An 18,039-nucleotide genomic window follows, 5' to 3' on the forward strand; every position below is an offset into this window, starting at 1 on the left:
CGGTACGATAGTTTACGACAACCTCAGGGATATGGCACATAGCCTTATCCCTTTATTTATTTATCTCCGATCCGCTTCAATTGTTGTGGTGCTATAAAAGAACCACTCATTAAACGATAAATCGTTGCGCCAGGGTTTCAGGATGATCGGTAGTCATCGCTTCGCTCATGATGCAAACGCCTTTAGCGCCAGCCATCATCGCAATTTTATAGTTGGCCTGACTGATCCCGCCTATGGCAAAAACCGGGATTGAGACGGAACTGCAGATCTCTTTAAGAAAAATCAGTCCCCGGGCTGGCAGACCTTTTTTGCAATCAGTGGGAAAAATATGACCGGCGATTAAATAATTGGCCCCCCAGGCTTCGGCTTCCCGGGCCTGTTCCACTGAGTGAATCGAGACCCCGACCTGCTTAAAGTTCCGGATCGCTTCGCAGGTTCTCCGAATGTCATGAATTGACACCTGTACCGCTTCCACCTTCAGTTCCTCGGCAATCTCAAGATTATGATTGATAATCAGTTTAATCAGGTGCCGATCACAGATTTCCTTTACTTTGATGGCCAGTTCCCTATAGTCTGCCTCGCTGAGTTCTTTTTCCCGCAGCATGATGGCATGGGGCTGCCCCTTGGCGATTTCTTCAATGCGACCGAGAAAATCATCCTGGCACAGTTTCTGGTTCGTTATACAAATCAGCATACTTGGCTCCTTTATTTTTCTTGTCTATAGTCTATCATATCCCGACTAAAAAACACCACCCATTTTAGTGAAGGTATTATACCCGGATATAGTCGCAATAAACCGGCTGAAGGCCCCGGTTTAAAATCATCTGATGGACCTCGGGAACGCTGCGGGGATCAGATATCTCAAATTGTTCATCGCCTTTTTCTTCCTGCTCATGTCCACCAACCCCAACACTGACACCGGCCGAAATTTTTGTTGCCACCATCCCGATGACATGGTCCCGAAAGCCCGGCCGTTCCCGGGTGGAAATGGTGATCCCGGCAAAAGGCATCAGCAACCGGTAGGCCAGCATCACCTGCAGCAGCTGTTTCTCATGGACGTCGTTAGGGTTGTTATCGGCTTTGTTAATAAAGGGGCGAAGCCGGGGCGTGGAAAAGCTGATTTCGGCATGGGGGTATTTCTGCAAAATAAAATAGGCGTGGAGTCCGGTGGCAAAGGCATCCTTCCGGAAGTTACCCAACCCCAACAGAGCCCCAAAAGAAACGCCCCGCATCCCCCCCAGCAAGGCCCGCTCCTGAGCCTCAAAGCGATAGGGAAAAACCCGCTTGGGCCCACTTAAATGAACCTGTTCATATCTGCTCAAATCATAGGTTTCCTGATAAACCGAAACAAAATCGGCTCCGCAGTTATGCAGATACGCATATTCATTGGTATTCAGCGGATAGATTTCTATCCCCACAGTGGCAAAATATTCTGCTGCCAGCTTAACCCCTTCGCCGATATATTCCACTCCCGAATGATGCCGGGATTCGCCGGTTAAGATCAAGATCTCTTTTAATCCGGTTTTGGCGATGGCTTTCAGTTCCGTCTCCATTTCCGCCAGACTAAGCTTACCCCGGCGGATTTTATTTTTACAATTAAATCCACAGTATACACAATTATTTTCACAATAATTGGCAATGTAAAGCGGGGTAAACAGACCGATGCTGTTACCAAAGTGTTTGTTTGTTTCGATTATCGCTTTTTTTGCCATTTCTTCTAAATATGGCGTCGCTGCCGGTGATAATAAGGCTCCATAATCGCTTATGGATAATCGTTCTTTTTTTAGGGCTTCTTCCACATCACTGTCGGTAATTTTCTGATCATCATACTTATCCACATTTTTTAAGACTTTATCCCGAATATCGGAGTCTATTTTCTCCATCTCAGGTTGATAGACCATGGGATCGGTGCGTTTTTTTATCATTCTAATCCTCCAAAAATCCGGTTAAGGGGCTGGACGCTTCGCCATGGGTTAAGACCCGGCCGAGACCGGCCAGATAGGCATTACGGCCCGACGCAATCGCCTGACCAAAAGCTTTGGCCATCAGCGGAATGTTTTTAGCTGTGGCCACTGCGGTATTGCACATCACCGCTGCCACGCCCATTTCCATCGCCTCACAGGCCTGGGACGGCCGCCCGATCCCCGCATCGACAATAATCGGAACTGGGATTTCACTAACTAGAATCTCAATAAAGTCCCGGGTACAAAGGCCCTTGTTGCTGCCAATCGGGGATGCCAGAGGCATCACTGCCGCTGCCCCGGCACTGACTAAATCCCGGGCCACATTTAAGTCCGGATACATATAGGGCATCACCACAAAGCCGTCCTTGGCCAGAATCTCGGTGGCCTTGATGGTTTCATAATTATCGGGAAACAGATATTTGGAATCCCTGATCACTTCCACCTTGATAAAATTCCCACAATTGATTTCCCGGGCCAGCCGGGCGATTTTGACCGCTTCCTCAGCCGTTCTGGCACCGGAGGTATTGGGCAGCAGGGTAATGTTTTTGGGGATATAATCCAGAATATTTTCTTCCCCACCGTGATTCGCCCGCCGTAGGGCCAGCGTGACGATTTCTGCCCCGCCGTTTTCAACCACCGCCTTGACAATTTCCAGTGAAAACTTTCCTGATCCCAGGATAAACCGGGAATTAAACGTGTGTCCGCCAATTACTAATTGATCTGTCATCTTTTCTCCTTTTGTTTTTTATTTCTTGTTTTTTAAGCCCTGTTCGTTCATGGTGATCTTTAGTCGGCTACTTACCATCACCCACCGCCAACGAAACGTACCACTTCCAGGGTATCCGTTTCACAAAGCAGCACCGCATCATAGCTCGATTTCGGAACGATTTCACCATTTCTGGCGACAGCCAGAGTAGCCACATCAAAACCATTGGTTTCCAAAAACTGTAACAGACTCTGATTGTTAACCAGGGTCATTTCTTTTCCATTGACACGCATCTCGCTTCCTCCTTTGCTGTTGCAGACGCAAAAAAAGCACAAAATGCGATTACACCCTTTCGGTGGTGTACCCCATTTTGTGCTTTATTTATTCTGTTTTGATTTTATTACATCAGCCCACTAAAGTCAAGATCTGTTTTTAACCGTTTTTGTCTAACGACGGGTATAGGCGTTGTAGGCCGCCATTTTACTCTTATCTTCTTCAATTTCCTGAATTTCTTTTTTTAAAGCTTCCAGCCGAACTGTTAATTCCGCTACTTCTGCTTCGTCAACCGGACGATTGGTCACTTCTTTCTTAATTCCCAGGGCTAACAGCTGATCGTCTTTTTCCTCATACTCTTTACGGAGCAGTTCCAGGTTTGACTCACAAGAGATCAACTGTTTTTTAATCATTCGCATCACCCGCATATCATCATAATTATTTAAGATTGTCTCCATTTTTTATCCCCTCGCCTTCCTGGCATCGTATTTTTCTTTTATTGCAGTTTATCACAGCTGATCGTGCAAATACCTATGCGAAGACGAAAAAATTTTGCCATGCTTATTTTTAATGATCTTTTTACATATATTTTCAGTTTTTTACATAAAATTGCCAAATTTTTAAGACGAACCCGGTTTTGTTGGGGTATAATATTGTAAATAAGTGAAAATTAATCGGAGGTAATAAAATGAATGAAGAGTTATTAGCATTAATTAAAGATAAAAAAGGCTTTATTTGCGATATGGATGGTGTCATCTACCATGGTAACAGACTGTTGCCGGGAGTCAAGGAGTTTGTCAACTGGCTTTATGCTGAAGATAAGAACTTCCTCTTTTTAACAAATTCCAGCGAACGTTCACCCATTGAACTAAAAGAAAAACTGGCTCGACTGGGTCTGGAAATTGATGAAAGCCATTTTTATACCAGTGCTCTGGCCACTGCCAAATTCTTAAAAGATCAGTCCCCCGGCTGTTCGGCCTATGTCATTGGTGAACCGGGTCTGGTTAATGCCCTTTACGACGTCGAAATTACCATGAATGATGTCGATCCGGACTATGTCGTTTTCGGCGAAACCCGCTCTTATAATTACGAATCCGTGATGCGGGCAGTCAAATTGATTCAGAAAGGTGCCAAACTGATCGCCACCAATCCGGACTTAACTGGCCCCACCGAAGAAGGCATTGTACCAGCCTGTCGGGCCTTGGTGGCACCGATTGAACTGGCCACCGGTAAAGAAGCCTACTACGTCGGTAAACCCAATCCACTGATGATGCGTACCGGTATCAAACGGCTGGGCGTTCACAGTGATGATGCCCTGATTATCGGTGACCGGATGGATACCGATATTATTGCTGGTATTGAATCGGGTTTGACGACCTTCCTGGTCCTTAGTGGCGTGTCAACCCGGGACACGGTTAAGCAATTCCCCTACCGTCCCAACTATATTCTCACCGGTATTGATGAGATTGTCGCCGGTCTGGGACTTCAATAAAAATAATTGTGTTGGCTTTAGCCCCGGGTATTTGCGCTTATGTCATTCAACAATAATAAAAAGCAGGTAAGACCGCTACAGTCTTACCTGCTTTTTATTTGTCGTCTGATCGTTTTTTTGTCTGATCCACTGGACATGACGGATACGTATCCGAATGCCCTGCTTCCTTTTCCTTTTTAATCAGATAATAGGATGCCCCGGCTGTTAGAATAAGCAAGGCCAACATCAACAGCAGCACGGTTGTCATCGCCAACTGCAACTGCTGGGTGGCCACCTGATAGGTACCAATAAAACCAAACAACATAAAAGCTCCGGCGGATACCAGTTTGACCGTCCGCTCGGGTATTTTTTTACAGAGTACCACCCCGATGATAATCCCGATGGCATCGGCAATCAGCATTCCGGTGGTGGTTCCGATCAACACGCCAAGAGCATTTTCGGGAAATTTGGTGGCCAGGGCAATGGTTGCCAGCTGAGTTTTATCGCCCATTTCGGCGATAAAGAAAGCCACCGCCACGGTAATCACCGGACCAAAGCGGGTGGTCCGGTTCTCTTCGCCATCCAGTTTATCCCCCCGAATCGTCCAGAGTCCAAAAAAGATAAAGGACAATGACGCAATCCCCTGAATCCAGATCTGGGCACCATCAAAGCGGGTGATATAGTTTCCCACGGCTACCGCCAGGGCGTGGTTAAAGACGGTGGCAATAAAGACTCCGAGCATCACCTTCCCGGCCTGATACTTGGTAGCAAAGGCCATCGCCAACAACTGGGTTTTATCTCCCATTTCAGCCAGCACCACGGCTCCTACCGCTACTAAAAAAGCAATAAATCCTGTGTACATTTGTATTCCTTCCTGTTTTGTAATTTGAAAGCATCCCAAAATAAAAAGACTCCTAGCATAACCCACCACAAAATGGACTATGCTAAAAGTCTCGTTACCGGAATCGGCTACAAAGCCAGGCGACCATCGTCACCAGTATGTTGACTTTGTATAACAACTACTCCCTTTTAACAGTGTTATTTTACAACAATATCCCTGCTTTTGTCAATATATAAACCGGAACGCCTTTTTAATGCTATTTTTACGCAGGCGTTCCGGTTTTATCTAAACCTCAAACGGAATAACCGATGCCAGCAAAGCTCTGGCATAGTGATTGTTGACCCGGGCCAATTCCCCACTTTCTACTTCTTCGACAATTTGCCCCTGATACAAAAAAGCAATCTTATCACAAAGATGGGCCACCGCCTGCAGATCGTGGGCCACAAAGAGATAGGTGATGTTCATCTCTACCCGCAGTTGATGAAGCAGCTTTAAAATCTGGGCCTGAACCGATACATCCAGTGAACTGATGGCTTCATCCAGCACAATAAAGCGGGGTTTCGTGGCAATGGCTCGGGCAATACAGACCCGTTGCAGCTGCCCACCGCTGAGTTCATGGGGGTAACGGTTTTTGACCTCTGGCTCCAGCCCTACCCTCACCAGCAGTTGCTCAATGTGCCAATCCAAATCTTTTTCTGCACCACTGGCACAAAGCGGTTCAGCTATTGCTTCTGTTACGGTGTAGCGGGGATTGACCGAAGCGGTATAATCCTGGAATACCACCGACATTTTTCCCTTATTATTTTTAAGCCACTGTCTGACTGGCAGCCCTTCAAATAAAATACTGCCTTTCTCCGGCTTTTCCAGCCCCATCACCAGCCGGGCCAGGGTGCTTTTGCCACTGCCGCTTTCACCAATCAGGCCAACACAGGAGCCAGCAGTGATGCTTAAATTAACACCATTGAGGATTTTATTCCGGGCTCCCTTAAAATTTGTTCCTACCTGCAGATAGCTTTTTTCCAAATCCTTTATTTCCAGCAGATTAGCCATGGTGGTCTCCTTTTTTCATCGCCCTCTGAAAAGCGTGTGTCAATTCCAGTCGGGTATCAATCAGATATCGGGTGTAAGCATGCCGGGGATTTTTAAAAATGTCAACAGCGTCGCCATATTCCACCGCTACCCCATCTTTCATCACCAGTAGTTGATCGGAAAGATGCTTAACCACCCCCAGATCATGGGAAATAAAAATCAGGGCGGTGCCAATTTTCTGGCGGATGATTAAAAACTCCTCCACAACCTGTCCCTGATTAATCGAATCCAGGGCGGTGGTCGGCTCATCGGCAATAATCAACTCCGGCTCCATTGCCAGGGCGGTGGCAATCATGCAACGCTGCAGCATCCCGCCGGATAATTGGTGGGAATACTTTTTTATTACCTGATCCGGTTCCCGAATATTCATCACCGCCAGGGCCTCTTTCGCCAGGTTCATACTCTGCTTTTTTGTTAGCCCCTTATTCTCGACAAAGGTTTCGGCCATCTGATCGCCGATTCTGGTGATCGGATCAAAGGCCGACATGGCATCCTGGAGAATCATGGCAATCTGTTTTCCGCGGATTTCCCGCAGGGTATCTTCGTTTTGTCTGAGCAAATCAATGGCTTCACCGGACGTTTTAAAAACGGCCTTTCCCTGGTGTTTTAACCAGGGGTTGGTGATTCCCAACAGGGCCCGGGTGATCATCGATTTACCACTGCCACTTTCCCCGACAATTCCCAGACAAGAGTTTTTGGCCACTGAAAAACTGATATCATGAATGATTTCATCCTGATCCCGCGAATCAGTTACCCGCAAATTATTCACCTCAAGAATTACACTCATTCGATCACCGCCTTTTTGCGCCCAAACATCGCCCCAAACAATGATCGCCTGGTTTTAAAGACCTTGTCGATCTTGGGATTCATCGCTTCCTGAATACTGTCACCCAAAAAATTAAAGGCTGCCACCACCATAAAAATCGCCACGCCCGGCGCCAGCATCTGGCCAGGATTGGTGGTCATCACATTTTTGGCTTCGTTGAGCATCATCCCCCACTCGGCGGTGGGCGGCTGCACCCCCAGTCCCAGAAAGGACAGGGCTGATATATTGAGAATTGTTCCTGCGGTATCCAGTGTCGCCAGCACCGCAATCTCCCCCAGCGCTCCAACCAACAGATGTTTTCTGATGATGTGTCCGGTTGAACAGCCGGATACCTTGGCAAATCGGATATAGTTACTATCCATAAACTGAATGATGATTGCCCGGATCATCCGCACATACCAGGCCCATTTGGCAATCACCGTGGCCAGAACAATATTGGCGATTCCGGTTCCGAGGATTCCCACAATGGCCAGAATCAGCACCTCACTGGGAAAAGACAGCATGATATCACAAATCCGCATTATCACATCATCAAGCCGGCCCCGGAAATAACCGGCAAGCACCCCCAGCACCGTGCCGATTAAAATCGTTACCGCCATGGTCAGGAGCGAGACCAGAATGGTGACCCGGCCACCATATAAAATCCGGGAAAAGACGTCCCGACCCAGTTGATCGGTTCCAAACCAATGAGCCAGCGACGGCCCCTGAAATTTATTGATAATGTTCTGGGCAGTCGGATCATAGGGCGCAACCAGGGGTGCCAGAACAGCTAGCAGAATCACCGTCCCCAGAAAAAAGCTGACAGACATTGCCAGGCTATCTTTACGGAAACGTTTAAAAAAACCGACCATCTCAGGCCTCCCTTCTGCGGGGATCAATCCAGACCGATCCCATATCGACCAGCAAATTACAAAAAACAAACAACACCGCCATAATCAGGACATAGGCTTGAATCATCGGAAAGTCCCGATTAAAAATAGCGGTCACACAAAGCCTACCGATACCCGGCCAGGCAAAAATATTTTCAATTACCACGGTTCCAGCAATCAACTTCGGAATTGACATCCCCAAAGCGGTTAGCGAAGTTTGCAGTGAGTTTTTAAAAACATGCCGGGTGATGGTCTTCTCTGATAGACCCCGAACCCGGCCATACAGCACATAATTTTCCCGCTTGTTCTGAATCATAGTGTTGCGGATCAGCCGGACATAGGTGGAAATATACCCCAGCGCCAGGGTTACTGCCGGTAAAATGACAGCACCGGGAGCCGTCATCCCGCTGGTTGGCAACCACTTGAGCTTAACGGCAAATAGCCACATCAGGAGTATCCCGGCCCAAAAACCGGGGATAGCGGTTCCCACAAAGACAATCCCCCGTAAGGCCTTATCTCTAAGGCTATCTTCCTTTACCGCACATAAAACCCCAACCCCCACTGAAACAACCACAATGATCAATAAGGATACCCCAGCCAGATAGAGCGTTGGCGGCAGAGCCTTGGCAATTTCCTGTGCTACCGGTTTATTATTGACATAACTGTGACCAAAATCACCCTGTAGGGCATTGCCCAGCCAGGTAGCGTAGCGGGTTAAGAAGGGATCATCGAGACCGAGTTGCTCCCGCATCTGGGCGACATTTTCAGCCGTTGGGGTGATCTCATTGACCCGGATTGCCACCTCAGCGGGATCACTGGGGCTTAAATTAATCAGTATAAAGGCAAAAAAGGAGATTCCGATCAAAATCGGAATCATCCACAGGAGCCTTTTGACGAAGTATTGCTTCATGGTCTTACTCCCTTTTTTTTTGGATAATCAAAATTGGTGGTCAATTGGAAAAGTACATTTTTTCGAAGGGGATTTCATATTGCGAATCGTTAAAGCTTACCCCTTCAAGTCCCTTGATTCCCACTGCCTTGGTTTTTGAATAGGAAATCGGGACATAGACATACTGATCATTAATATAAGTCAGTACCTCTTTATACATGTCGGCCCGCTTGCTATCGTCTGATTCGATCATAATCTTCGTGATGGTTTCATCCAGCCACTGCTTTTTTTCCAGACCAACCTGAGCCTGATAATCTCCATGAGCGGGAATTCGCCATGATGAAACATAGGATTGGGGATCATAAGGGGTTCCCCATGACAGCGAATACTGCAGATCAAAATCGCCGGTTTTCTGACGATCCAGGAAGGCCTGTTTTTCTTCCCCGAGAATATTCATCTTGATGCCTACGGCTGCCAGATCGGCCTGAATGGAGGTGGCAATGGTACCTTCCTGGGCGTTCTTGGAATTATAGGAAAGGGTAATCTCACATTTCTGACCATCCTTTTCCCGAATCCCATCACTTCCTGGTTTCCAACCGGCTTCATCGAGTAGTTGTTTGGCTTTATCCTGATTATAGGTGATGGTTTTAAAATCGATATCACAGTAGGGAACATCTTTAGACAGTAGCGTATCGGCCTGATCCTCCGAGTTATTTAAAATTCCCTGAATGATGTTTTCCTTGTTTACGGCATATTCAATGGCTTCTCGAACTTTAATATCTTTGGTAATCGGTGAATTACTATTGATAAGAATCGCTCGTGAAGCGACCGGCTCACTTATATAGGTTTTGTAGGCTCCTTCATCTTCCAACTTCTTATAGGAATCCAGATCAACCTGATCACCATCGGCTCCGAAAAGTAAATCGACCTCGCCGTTTTGCAACGCTAACAGAATCGTCTGGGAATCTGGCATGACCTTCCAGTTAATGGTTTTAATTTTAGTTTTGTCACCCCAGTAAGTTTCATTCTGCGTAAAGGTGGCATACTGATTGTCGACATGCTCCGATAAGACCCAGGGGCCGGTCCCGATATAGCCGCTAACCCCTTCTTTGGTGGTGCCATTGACAAAACAGTTGGGCGAAATAAAGCGGAAGGGTCGGGTCAGTCCCAACTCCACCAGGGTTGGATAGTAGGGATGCTTTAAGACCAGTTTGAAGGTGTGGTCATCGACCACCACATTTTCTTTAATCTCATTAACCATGTCCAGCCAGGAATGGCGTTCCGCATTACCAAGAATGGCATCCATGTTCAGCTTGACTGCGGCAGCATTAAACGGCGCACCATCGGTAAAGGTGACCCCTTTTCTTAAATGAAAGGTGTATTCCAGTCCATCTGCTGAAATTTCCCAGCTTTCAGCCAGAGCTGGCTTCACTTCTCCGCCTTCATTCTTGGTCAGGCCTTCAAACACCATGTTCTGGGCTGACATTTCACCCGAGTACAAATGCGGGTTGATATCCCGAATATCCTTGGTGCAGGCATAATTTAACGCTTCTTTAGTCGACACATCACTTTTAGCGGACGCTCCTGAGCAACCGGCAAACATTCCGGCACACAACACGGCAGTCATTACCACCGCTAAACCCTTTTTTAATTTCATTTTCTTTTTCTCCTCAAAAAATACTTATTTATTTGATTTGCTCGGCTTTTACCATTGCACATTCTGGTAAAGAAACCCCGCTCTATCACAATGTAAGACTTCACTGTGGCAATATTGATGCTTTTTTCCATAAAAAAACCTCACCATCTCCAAAAAGATAGTGAGGTCGCAAAAAGCCTGCAAAAAAAACACCTCCTCTATCGCACGTAGAGTCTGAGTAATTAAAGCAGGCAGGTCTTCTGGCTCAAGCGTCAACATTACCTCCTGCCTTCCCATTTCTGGTGGCATTCCTGGAGGAACTCTTCTTTTACAGCGGCGGGACCGCGGGGGACTTTCACCCCTCTTCCCTTTTCACCGGCCTGTAACCCTTCGTTACTGCCGGCACCTGTTTTATTAATATTTAATTCGTTGTCGGTGTTTTAAAAAACACTAAAAAACAGAAACAATGCCACAATCAGGTGTCTTTCATTGTTTCTGTTTGCCATTTTAACATGCTTAAACCACCTATGCAAGTCTCTTTTGTGGAAATGATATTCTGTTTTGGAATATCGTTCCATGCCAGTCGCGTTTTACCCGGTTTTTAGCCACAGCCATTATTTCATAAAGCGGTCAATTGCTTTTCTGAGTTCTTCCAAAGCCTTTTCGTCGTTATTTTCCACCGCATCAACGATACAATGCTCAATATGATCCTGTAAAATTATTTTACCGACGTTATTAATGGCTGACTTCACCGCCGACAACTGGATCAGCACCTCGGTACAGTCTCTTCCCGATTCGACCATTTTTTTCACCGATTCAAGATGACCCGCAGCCCGGGAAAGGCGATTCAACACGGATTTGGTTTGGGTATGTTCATGATGATGGTGATGATCTCCGCTGTGGCCCGCATCATGTCCAGCATCCTCCCATTCGCCCTGATGTTTATGCATCTCCGTTCACCTCATTTTCTATATCTGTTTAACCCATTATAACAGATATAGAAAAAGGACACCACCCAAGGGGAGATGCCCTTTCATATTTTACAGAATCGAATCGATCAGTTTTTTTGTATAGGCTTCCCGGGGATTGGCAATCACCTCATCCGGGGTACCGGCTTCCACCACCCGCCCCTGATGCATTACCAGCACCCGGTCGCAGCATTGCTGCACCAGGGCCAGATCATGACAGATCATCAGTTGCGACATCCCCTGATCTTTTCGCAATTGTGTTAGGAGTGCCATAATCTGAGACTGGACGGTTACATCCAGGGCGCTGGTCGCTTCATCACAGATGAGCAGTTGGGGTTGCCGGGCAAGTGCCCGGGCAATTGAGGCCCGCTGACACTCGCCACCGCTGACCTCACTGGGATAACGGCTAACAAATTCCGGGCCAAGGCCGCAGATTTCCAGATAGTCAATGGCTTTATTTTTAGCCTCCCGACGCCCCATACCCTGATTGATCAGCCCTTCCATGACACTTTCCCCCAGCCGAATCCGGGGATTAAAGGAATCCACCGGCATCTGAAAGACCATCTGAACCAGATGGTAAAGCCGTTTCAGTTCTTTTCCCTTAGGGTTTTTAAGTGTTTTGCCATCCAGAACAATCTCACCGCCATCCAACGATTCCAGTCCGGTGATCAGCTTGGCAACCGTGCTTTTACCGCTGCCGCTTTCGCCCACCAGGGCCAGACATTCGCCTTTTTCGACATGGAAGCTAATCTCATCAACCGCACAAATGGTGGTTTTTCCTTTGGTATAGGTTTTTTTTAAATTGTTGACTGCTAAAATCGTCATCACATTTCACCTTTTTATCCGGGGCATGGCCGCAATCAGCTGGCGGGTGTAATCCTGCTGAGGATGATCAATGACCTCCCGGGCTTTGCCATATTCAACCAGCTTACCCTTGCACATCACCGCCACGGTATCGGCCATAAATGACACCACCCCAATATTATGGGTCACCACCACAATTCCGGTTCCAAATGCTTCCCGCATCGCCATCAGTTCCCGGACCACCTGGGCCTGGACGGTGACGTCCAGCGCCGAGGTCGGCTCATCGGCAAAGAGCAGCTCCGGTTCCAGCAGCATTGCCATGACAATCCCGACCCGTTGATTCATCCCGCCGGATAATTCAAAGGGATAGCTCTTTAAAATCCGCTCAGTGTCATATAAATGAATCTTCTTAAACAGAGCTGTGGCTTTTTCCCGAACCAGCCGGCGGTCACTGATGCCATGCTGGGCCATGGTTTCATAAAGCTGCTCGCCAATGGTCCGGATTGGACACAGGGCACCGCCACAGTTCTGAAAAATCATCCCCATTTCTGGTCCCCGCAGCATCCGCAATGCTTCATCATCAAGATCAAGAACCGGCTTCCCCTTATATACGATCTCGCCCCGATTGACCAATCCATCCGGGCCCAGAAGACCCATGGCCGCCTTGATCAGGGTGCTTTTGCCACTGCCGGACTCGCCGACAATCCCGAGGATTTCACCCGGTTGCATGGTTAAGTTGATCCCCCGAACCATCGGCTCCCCATCATAGGATATTTCAACATTTTTAAATTCCAGTAATGGTTGTTGCATAAACCCTCTCTTCTGATCGGGACGACTTATTCGTTAATGTCCAGATCGGCTGTGATTTCATAATAGTCTGATGGGTGAGCGGTAAAGCCGGTTACCCCCTTTTTCATCACAAAAGACATTTTTAAATGAGAGGCGTAGATATAAGCATTGTCATCAAGAACTTGCTGGGCAATTGAAACCGCCAGCGTTGCCCGTTTTTCGGTGTCAAATTCGCTTCGCAGCTGCGCAACCAGGGCTTCCACCTTGTCGCTATGGTAATGTCCCCGGTTGTAGTCAGAATTATCAACCACATGGGTGGTGAAATAATACTGGGGATCTCCGGTGGGCGCAGTTACAAAGGCGTTGGCAAAAACATCATAATCGCCGGCTTTCAAAAAATCCTTGTAGGAATCGGTGGCGTTGACCTGTACATCAATCCCGGCTTGTTTATAGGTGGCCTGAACCGATTCGGCCAGTAGCGGCAACTCCTGACGGGAGGTGTAGGTCAGCCACTTGATCGATAATTTCTGGCCATTTTTTTCCCGTATCCCATCACCATCAGAATCAATCCAGCCTGCTGCTTCCAGCACTTTTTTGGCGCCGTCGATGTCATAACCGGTGTCCTTAACCACATCGCCGCCAAATGTAAAGTTAGCCGGGAAGGGACCGACTGCTGGCGTTCCATTGCCCTTTAACAGCACCGTGGTAAAACCGTCCTTATCCATGCTCATGGCCATGGCTTTACGAACGGCATCGTCTTTAATCACCGCTGAATCATAGTTTAGAGCAGCCTGGTAAACCCGGGAAGTGTTGGTGGAACTGATGGTAAAGTCATCATTATTTTGAAACAGTTCCAGACTGGCATAGGGCAGACCTTGGGCCGCATCAATTTCGCCACTTTGCAGAGCCATGGTTAAGGTATCGCCATCGACAATACTCTTGATATTTACCTTTCCAACCTTTGGCTTTCCACCCCAATAGTCATTGTTGGCTTCCAGATTGATTTCGGTCTCAGTGATATTTTTGGCCACATAAGGTCCTGTTCCAACGACGTTTTTATCCGCCGTTACCCCAGCCTCCATATCGATGATGCAGCCATAGGGGTCACAGAGGTAATTTACCAATGCCGGTACCTTATTATCTGATACGATCGTGATGCTTTGTCCGTCGGCGGTGATTGACTTAATCTGTAAATCTTTGGGGGCCCGATCATGAACGGCAATCAAGTTATCAAAGCAGGCTTTAACCGCTTCTCCGGTCATTTTCTTGCCATTGGAGAAGGTAACGTCATCCCGTAAATTGATTTTAACGGTATAGTCATCAATCTGTTCATAATCTTTGGCCAGCCAGGGCTCCAACTCCATCTTCTCATTAAACTTAAAGAGCGTTTCACCGACCCCATAACGCAGGGTTGACCAACCGATGTAGGATTCATGTGGATTCATTCCCACATTTGAATTACCGACACTATAGGCTACGGTTCCATAATTAAATACCTTTTCTTCCGCACTTTTGGTGCTGGTCGAACCGGCACAGCCAGTCAACATCCCGCCAACCAGTGTGGTGGTCAGCAGCACTGCCAGAATCTTACTTTTTACTTTCATTTCTACTCCTTTTTTTCTTTTAGTTTTGGGATCCAGAACATCTCTGACCGTATCCCCAAGTAAGTTAAATAACGTTACTGATATAAAAATAGCACAACCGGGTGCTAAAATTACCCATGGCGATGTCTGCAGCATACTGCGCCCTTCACTCATCATTGAACCCCACTCGGCAATTGGGGGCATTGCCCCTAAACCCAGAAAGGACAATCCCGCCAGTTCCATCATCATGGTGCCAATGTCAAGGGTGGCCGTTACCAGAATCGGGCCAATAATATTCGGTAAAATATGCTTAAAAATAATTTTGATCGAACCGGAACCACTCAGCCTGGCGGCGGCGATATAGGGCATGTTTTTAATCGCCAGCACCTGCCCTCGGGCCAACCGGGCAAATTTAGGCCAGGAAATACAGGCCAGCGCCACCACCGCATTGATCAGCCCACCACCTAAAATGCCAGCCACGGCTATCGCAAAGACCATTCCCGGAAACGCCAGAAAGACATCCGAAACCCGCATGATAAACGAGTCGATTTTACCCCCCTGATACCCACAGAACAATCCCACCAGGGTTCCAAATCCGGTGATGATCGCTACCAGCAGCAGTGCCGAGTAAATAGTGGTTTGTCCCCCCATTATCACCCGGGACAACATATCCCGGCCATAGCGATCCGTCCCCAGCGGATGCTCCGGACTGGGGGGCTGCAAGGCCTGCATCAGATCCTGAGCATAGGGATCATAGGAAACAATCTGGGGTGCCAGGGCTGCCACCAGCAATAAAATTATCACCAAGGTCAGAAAAAGATAGAATTTCGTCATCGTGTGATTTTTTTTTATTTTCCGGGTTCTGACCCGAATCGCTGTACGCTCTGTTACTTCCATCAGGCCTCCTGTTCCAATCGAATCCGGGGATCCAGATAATGATAAATGATATCGGTCACCAGATTAACGCCCACATAAATAATCGCCATCCAGATGACATAGGCCTGGATCATCGGGTAATCCCGCATCATAATCGAATCCACCGCCAGCTTCCCGACGCCATCCCACATAAAGATGGATTCAACAATTGCCGTACCACCCAGTAAGGAACCAATTGACAGCGCCAGCAGGGTGACAATGGTCAGCATCGCAGTTTTCAGTACACTGGCAAAAAGCACCACTGGCTCCCTGATCCCCCTGGCCCGGGCTCCGATGACATAGTCCTTATTGAGTTCTTCCAGTACCGTGGTGCGAACCTGGCGGGTGTATTTGGCCGACATGGCTATCGCCAGAGTCAGCGTCGGCAAAACGATGCTCTTTAAACTGCCATTGCCCATAACCGGAAACAGCTTGAGCTGTAAGGCCAGAAAATAGATCAGCAGCAGCGAGACAAAAAACCCCGGTAAGGCATTGCCGATAAAACTGAAAAAGCGGATCAGATAATCGGTGAAACGATTATGACGGACGGCCGCTAAAACCCCAAAGGGAATCGAAATCAGGACGGTAAGTAAAATTGAAGTTAGTGTCAGATATATCGTCGCTGGCAACTTTGACACAAAGGTTTCAAAAACCGGTTTATTGGAAATATAGGAAACGCCCATATCGCCGGTTAATACCCCGCCCAGCCAGTTGGTATACTGGATAATAAAGGGCTGATCGAGCCCCAGTTCGTGCCTTTTCTCGGCCTTGACTTCTTCTGATACGCCGCCACTGGCGTTATCGTAAAGGGCATCAACGGCATCCCCGGCGGCTGACTGCATCAGGGTGAAGGATAACAGGGTGATACCCAGAATGATTGGGATTAATTGTAATAGACGTTTTCCAACATATTTTTTCATTGATGCAAAGCCTTTCTCGCATTAGCGCATTTGCCGGTAAGATTTTATCACTTAAAAAATGGCATTACAACCTCCATGGGGGGTTATTTCGCCATTCCAATTTAGCATACCTTCTTATTCCATTTGGCCTTTAACGGGATCCCCCGATTCCAGATTTGCCATCATAAATTCCAGAAACCGCTTGCCCCATTCACTGTGTTCTTCTTGCCGTCTGCGGATATATCCAAACATCACGACATTCTCCTTTTCGAATAGGGGAATACCGTTGAGCTCCTTCTCGTCCACGTCAGCAGTGATATAACCGCTGCCGATATTAGCCAGATCAGTGGTTTGCAGCAGCTGCATCATCACACAGTCGCTGTTGGTTACCACCACACTCTCCAGGGCGGGCATGTCTTTTCCTTGCGGATTGGTTATTTTCCAGTAATTGTTGAGATCAAATTCGTCTTCATAGCACTGCACCAGCTTGAGCTTCTTCAGTTCTGCTTCACTGATCTCACGGGCCTGATAGAGCGGGTGTTTCTGACCCAGATACAAAACCACCTGGGTTTTTTTAAGCTCCACAAATTCCAGGTGGTTTCTGGTCAAGATATACTGAAAGGCGGTATTCTGACTGTCCATCACATAGACAAAACCCAGTTCATCCTGATAACCGGCCACCCGCTTGATGATTTCTGCTACCGAAGCCGTATAAAGCTCAAAATGCAATTGTTTGACGTGAAACTGATTATAAAAATCGGCAAATACCTTAGCCATCCAGGCACTGGGATTACTGGCGATCTGCAATTGCTCAATCCGGTCCGTCTGCGAAAACGAAGCCAGCATTTCGATGTTATCAATGGCTTTGCAGGCATACTCATAGACGTATTTACCCCGGGATGACAATAGAATCCCCCGACTTTTGCGATGAAAGAGACTAAATCCGAGATGTTCTTCCAGCGCCTTGATCGCCTTGCTGACATTGGGTTGGGTCGTATAAAGGATTTCGGCAGCTTTACTGAATGATCCCACATCGGCACAGACCACAAAATATTTCAGTTGCTTAAGTTCAATCATATCACACACCTTTTTGAAGTGATTATCCTTCATTTAAAAAACCATCCTTCTGCTAAAATCAATTGTCGCTACCTTTAACTTTTTTTATTTCTCGTTGCTATTATCCCCATCATTTTTTATTTTTCCATAGGCAATCATTGGGCTGTTTTTGAGAATTACCAGCGAACTGACCTGATAAAGAACGATCCCATCATACTTTGCGATGCAAGTTTGCAAAACCTTGCCAAAATAGTCTTTGGAATTGTCAATAATAGTTCAGTCAAAACACGCAAGGAATTTTCCAAGCCCCTATAGAATAGCCAGCCCTCATCGTCGGTAACAATCATCAAAACTTTGAATGCTATGCAGCGAGTTGATGATTGTCGATAAAAAGCCCCCGATAAACCAGCGGTGGATAGCCATTATTTGTACTGTAAATTCGTCGTCGATTGTAATAATGG

At 47.2% G+C, this 18,039-nt stretch carries 18 protein-coding genes and 1 riboswitch; of the genes, 1 reads left to right on the forward strand and 17 read right to left on the reverse strand.

All coding sequences use genetic code 11. The features are described 5' to 3' along the window. Positions 1–109: 109 nt before the first annotated feature. The 5 genes from BI182_RS07745 to BI182_RS07765 all read right to left on the reverse strand — a co-directional run bounded on the left by BI182_RS07745 (position 110) and on the right by BI182_RS07765 (position 3,401). Positions 110–694, reverse strand: a complete 585-nt coding sequence (locus BI182_RS07745) for a thiamine phosphate synthase (RefSeq protein ID WP_250934285.1) — start codon at positions 692–694, stop codon at positions 110–112. 76 nt (positions 695–770) lie between these two features. Continuing rightward, the gene (thiH, locus tag BI182_RS07750) at positions 771–1,925 is read right to left on the reverse strand and encodes a 2-iminoacetate synthase ThiH (RefSeq protein WP_286806668.1); all 1,155 of its coding nucleotides are present in this window, start codon (positions 1,923–1,925) and stop codon (positions 771–773) included. A gap of 1 nt (position 1,926) precedes the next feature. Next, on the reverse strand, positions 1,927–2,691 hold the full coding sequence (locus tag BI182_RS07755; protein WP_070370624.1) for a thiazole synthase: 765 nt from the start codon (positions 2,689–2,691) through the stop codon (positions 1,927–1,929). Positions 2,692–2,768: 77 nt separating this feature from the next. After that, entirely contained in the window at positions 2,769–2,963 is a 195-nt protein-coding gene (gene thiS / locus BI182_RS07760; RefSeq protein ID WP_286806671.1) for a sulfur carrier protein ThiS, read from the reverse strand. Positions 2,964–3,116: 153 nt separating this feature from the next. Next, positions 3,117–3,401, reverse strand: a complete 285-nt coding sequence (locus tag BI182_RS07765) for a hypothetical protein (protein ID WP_070370626.1) — start codon at positions 3,399–3,401, stop codon at positions 3,117–3,119. Positions 3,402–3,631: 230 nt separating this feature from the next. On the opposite strand from BI182_RS07765, the gene BI182_RS07770 reads away from it, so the two are divergent. Then, complete coding sequence (locus tag BI182_RS07770) at positions 3,632–4,435, forward strand: HAD-IIA family hydrolase (protein WP_070370627.1); 804 nt, start codon at positions 3,632–3,634, stop codon at positions 4,433–4,435. 94 nt (positions 4,436–4,529) lie between these two features. Here BI182_RS07770 and BI182_RS07775 read toward each other — a convergent pair whose 3' ends face one another. The 12 genes from BI182_RS07775 to BI182_RS07835 all read right to left on the reverse strand — a co-directional run bounded on the left by BI182_RS07775 (position 4,530) and on the right by BI182_RS07835 (position 17,599). After that, positions 4,530–5,276 (reverse strand): TMEM165/GDT1 family protein, encoded by a 747-nt coding sequence (locus tag BI182_RS07775; protein WP_148637023.1) that lies wholly within the window; start codon positions 5,274–5,276, stop codon positions 4,530–4,532. A 264-nt stretch (positions 5,277–5,540) separates the two neighbouring features. Beyond that, a complete protein-coding gene (locus tag BI182_RS07780; RefSeq protein WP_148637022.1) occupies positions 5,541–6,305 on the reverse strand; it encodes an ABC transporter ATP-binding protein in 765 nt (254 codons plus the stop codon). Beyond that, on the reverse strand, positions 6,298–7,131 hold the full coding sequence (locus BI182_RS07785; RefSeq protein ID WP_070370630.1) for an ABC transporter ATP-binding protein: 834 nt from the start codon (positions 7,129–7,131) through the stop codon (positions 6,298–6,300). The genes BI182_RS07780 and BI182_RS07785 overlap by 8 nt, the downstream gene beginning before the upstream one ends. After that, the gene (opp1C, locus tag BI182_RS07790; RefSeq protein WP_286806676.1) at positions 7,128–8,021 is read right to left on the reverse strand and encodes a nickel/cobalt ABC transporter permease; all 894 of its coding nucleotides are present in this window, start codon (positions 8,019–8,021) and stop codon (positions 7,128–7,130) included. The genes BI182_RS07785 and opp1C overlap by 4 nt, the downstream gene beginning before the upstream one ends. 1 nt (position 8,022) lies before the next feature. Then, positions 8,023–8,949: a nickel/cobalt ABC transporter permease gene (opp1B, locus tag BI182_RS07795; protein WP_148637019.1), complete on the reverse strand. Its 927-nt coding sequence runs from the start codon at positions 8,947–8,949 to the stop codon at positions 8,023–8,025. Positions 8,950–8,989: 40 nt separating this feature from the next. Beyond that, on the reverse strand, positions 8,990–10,585 hold the full coding sequence (gene nikA / locus BI182_RS07800) for a nickel ABC transporter substrate-binding protein (RefSeq protein ID WP_286806679.1): 1,596 nt from the start codon (positions 10,583–10,585) through the stop codon (positions 8,990–8,992). A 212-nt stretch (positions 10,586–10,797) separates the two neighbouring features. Then, positions 10,798–10,989: riboswitch (cobalamin riboswitch) on the reverse strand. A gap of 189 nt (positions 10,990–11,178) precedes the next feature. Beyond that, complete coding sequence (locus tag BI182_RS07805) at positions 11,179–11,514, reverse strand: metal-sensing transcriptional repressor (RefSeq protein WP_286806681.1); 336 nt, start codon at positions 11,512–11,514, stop codon at positions 11,179–11,181. Positions 11,515–11,604: 90 nt separating this feature from the next. Next, on the reverse strand, positions 11,605–12,357 hold the full coding sequence (locus BI182_RS07810; RefSeq protein WP_070370635.1) for an ABC transporter ATP-binding protein: 753 nt from the start codon (positions 12,355–12,357) through the stop codon (positions 11,605–11,607). Between the two features lie 6 nt (positions 12,358–12,363). Further along, complete coding sequence (locus BI182_RS07815) at positions 12,364–13,146, reverse strand: ABC transporter ATP-binding protein (RefSeq protein ID WP_286806683.1); 783 nt, start codon at positions 13,144–13,146, stop codon at positions 12,364–12,366. A 26-nt stretch (positions 13,147–13,172) separates the two neighbouring features. After that, positions 13,173–15,605, reverse strand: a complete 2,433-nt coding sequence (nikC, locus tag BI182_RS17260; RefSeq protein ID WP_353744759.1) for a nickel transporter permease — start codon at positions 15,603–15,605, stop codon at positions 13,173–13,175. Further along, on the reverse strand, positions 15,605–16,543 hold the full coding sequence (gene nikB / locus BI182_RS07830) for a nickel ABC transporter permease (protein ID WP_286806684.1): 939 nt from the start codon (positions 16,541–16,543) through the stop codon (positions 15,605–15,607). Before nikB ends, nikC begins: the two co-directional genes overlap by 1 nt. Positions 16,544–16,657: 114 nt before the next feature. Next, the gene (locus tag BI182_RS07835) at positions 16,658–17,599 is read right to left on the reverse strand and encodes a LysR family transcriptional regulator (RefSeq protein ID WP_286806686.1); all 942 of its coding nucleotides are present in this window, start codon (positions 17,597–17,599) and stop codon (positions 16,658–16,660) included. Between the last annotated feature and the right edge of the window lie 440 nt (positions 17,600–18,039).

This window comes from Acetobacterium sp. MES1 (assembly GCF_002237635.1).
Taxonomy (GTDB): Bacteria; Bacillota; Clostridia; order Eubacteriales; family Eubacteriaceae; genus Acetobacterium; species Acetobacterium wieringae.

Bases quoted from the DNA above. Each gene is read 5' to 3' on its own strand.
- nikB (WP_286806684.1), bottom strand. From the start codon at position 16,543: ATGAAAAAATATGTTGGAAAACGTCTATTACAATTAATCCCAATCATT.
- BI182_RS07770 (WP_070370627.1), top strand. From the start codon at position 3,632: ATGAATGAAGAGTTATTAGCATTAATTAAAGATAAAAAAGGCTTTATT.
- BI182_RS07775 (WP_148637023.1), bottom strand. From the start codon at position 5,276: ATGTACACAGGATTTATTGCTTTTTTAGTAGCGGTAGGAGCCGTGGTG.
- opp1C (WP_286806676.1), bottom strand. From the start codon at position 8,021: ATGGTCGGTTTTTTTAAACGTTTCCGTAAAGATAGCCTGGCAATGTCT.
- BI182_RS07810 (WP_070370635.1), bottom strand. From the start codon at position 12,357: ATGACGATTTTAGCAGTCAACAATTTAAAAAAAACCTATACCAAAGGA.
- BI182_RS07785 (WP_070370630.1), bottom strand. From the start codon at position 7,131: ATGAGTGTAATTCTTGAGGTGAATAATTTGCGGGTAACTGATTCGCGG.
- BI182_RS07805 (WP_286806681.1), bottom strand. From the start codon at position 11,514: ATGCATAAACATCAGGGCGAATGGGAGGATGCTGGACATGATGCGGGC.
- opp1B (WP_148637019.1), bottom strand. From the start codon at position 8,949: ATGAAGCAATACTTCGTCAAAAGGCTCCTGTGGATGATTCCGATTTTG.
- BI182_RS07745 (WP_250934285.1), bottom strand. From the start codon at position 694: ATGCTGATTTGTATAACGAACCAGAAACTGTGCCAGGATGATTTTCTC.
- BI182_RS07765 (WP_070370626.1), bottom strand. From the start codon at position 3,401: ATGGAGACAATCTTAAATAATTATGATGATATGCGGGTGATGCGAATG.
- nikA (WP_286806679.1), bottom strand. From the start codon at position 10,585: ATGAAATTAAAAAAGGGTTTAGCGGTGGTAATGACTGCCGTGTTGTGT.
- BI182_RS07815 (WP_286806683.1), bottom strand. From the start codon at position 13,146: ATGCAACAACCATTACTGGAATTTAAAAATGTTGAAATATCCTATGAT.
- nikC (WP_353744759.1), bottom strand. From the start codon at position 15,605: ATGGAAGTAACAGAGCGTACAGCGATTCGGGTCAGAACCCGGAAAATA.
- thiS (WP_286806671.1), bottom strand. From the start codon at position 2,963: ATGCGTGTCAATGGAAAAGAAATGACCCTGGTTAACAATCAGAGTCTG.
- BI182_RS07835 (WP_286806686.1), bottom strand. From the start codon at position 17,599: ATGATTGAACTTAAGCAACTGAAATATTTTGTGGTCTGTGCCGATGTG.
- BI182_RS07755 (WP_070370624.1), bottom strand. From the start codon at position 2,691: ATGACAGATCAATTAGTAATTGGCGGACACACGTTTAATTCCCGGTTT.
- BI182_RS07780 (WP_148637022.1), bottom strand. From the start codon at position 6,305: ATGGCTAATCTGCTGGAAATAAAGGATTTGGAAAAAAGCTATCTGCAG.
- thiH (WP_286806668.1), bottom strand. From the start codon at position 1,925: ATGATAAAAAAACGCACCGATCCCATGGTCTATCAACCTGAGATGGAG.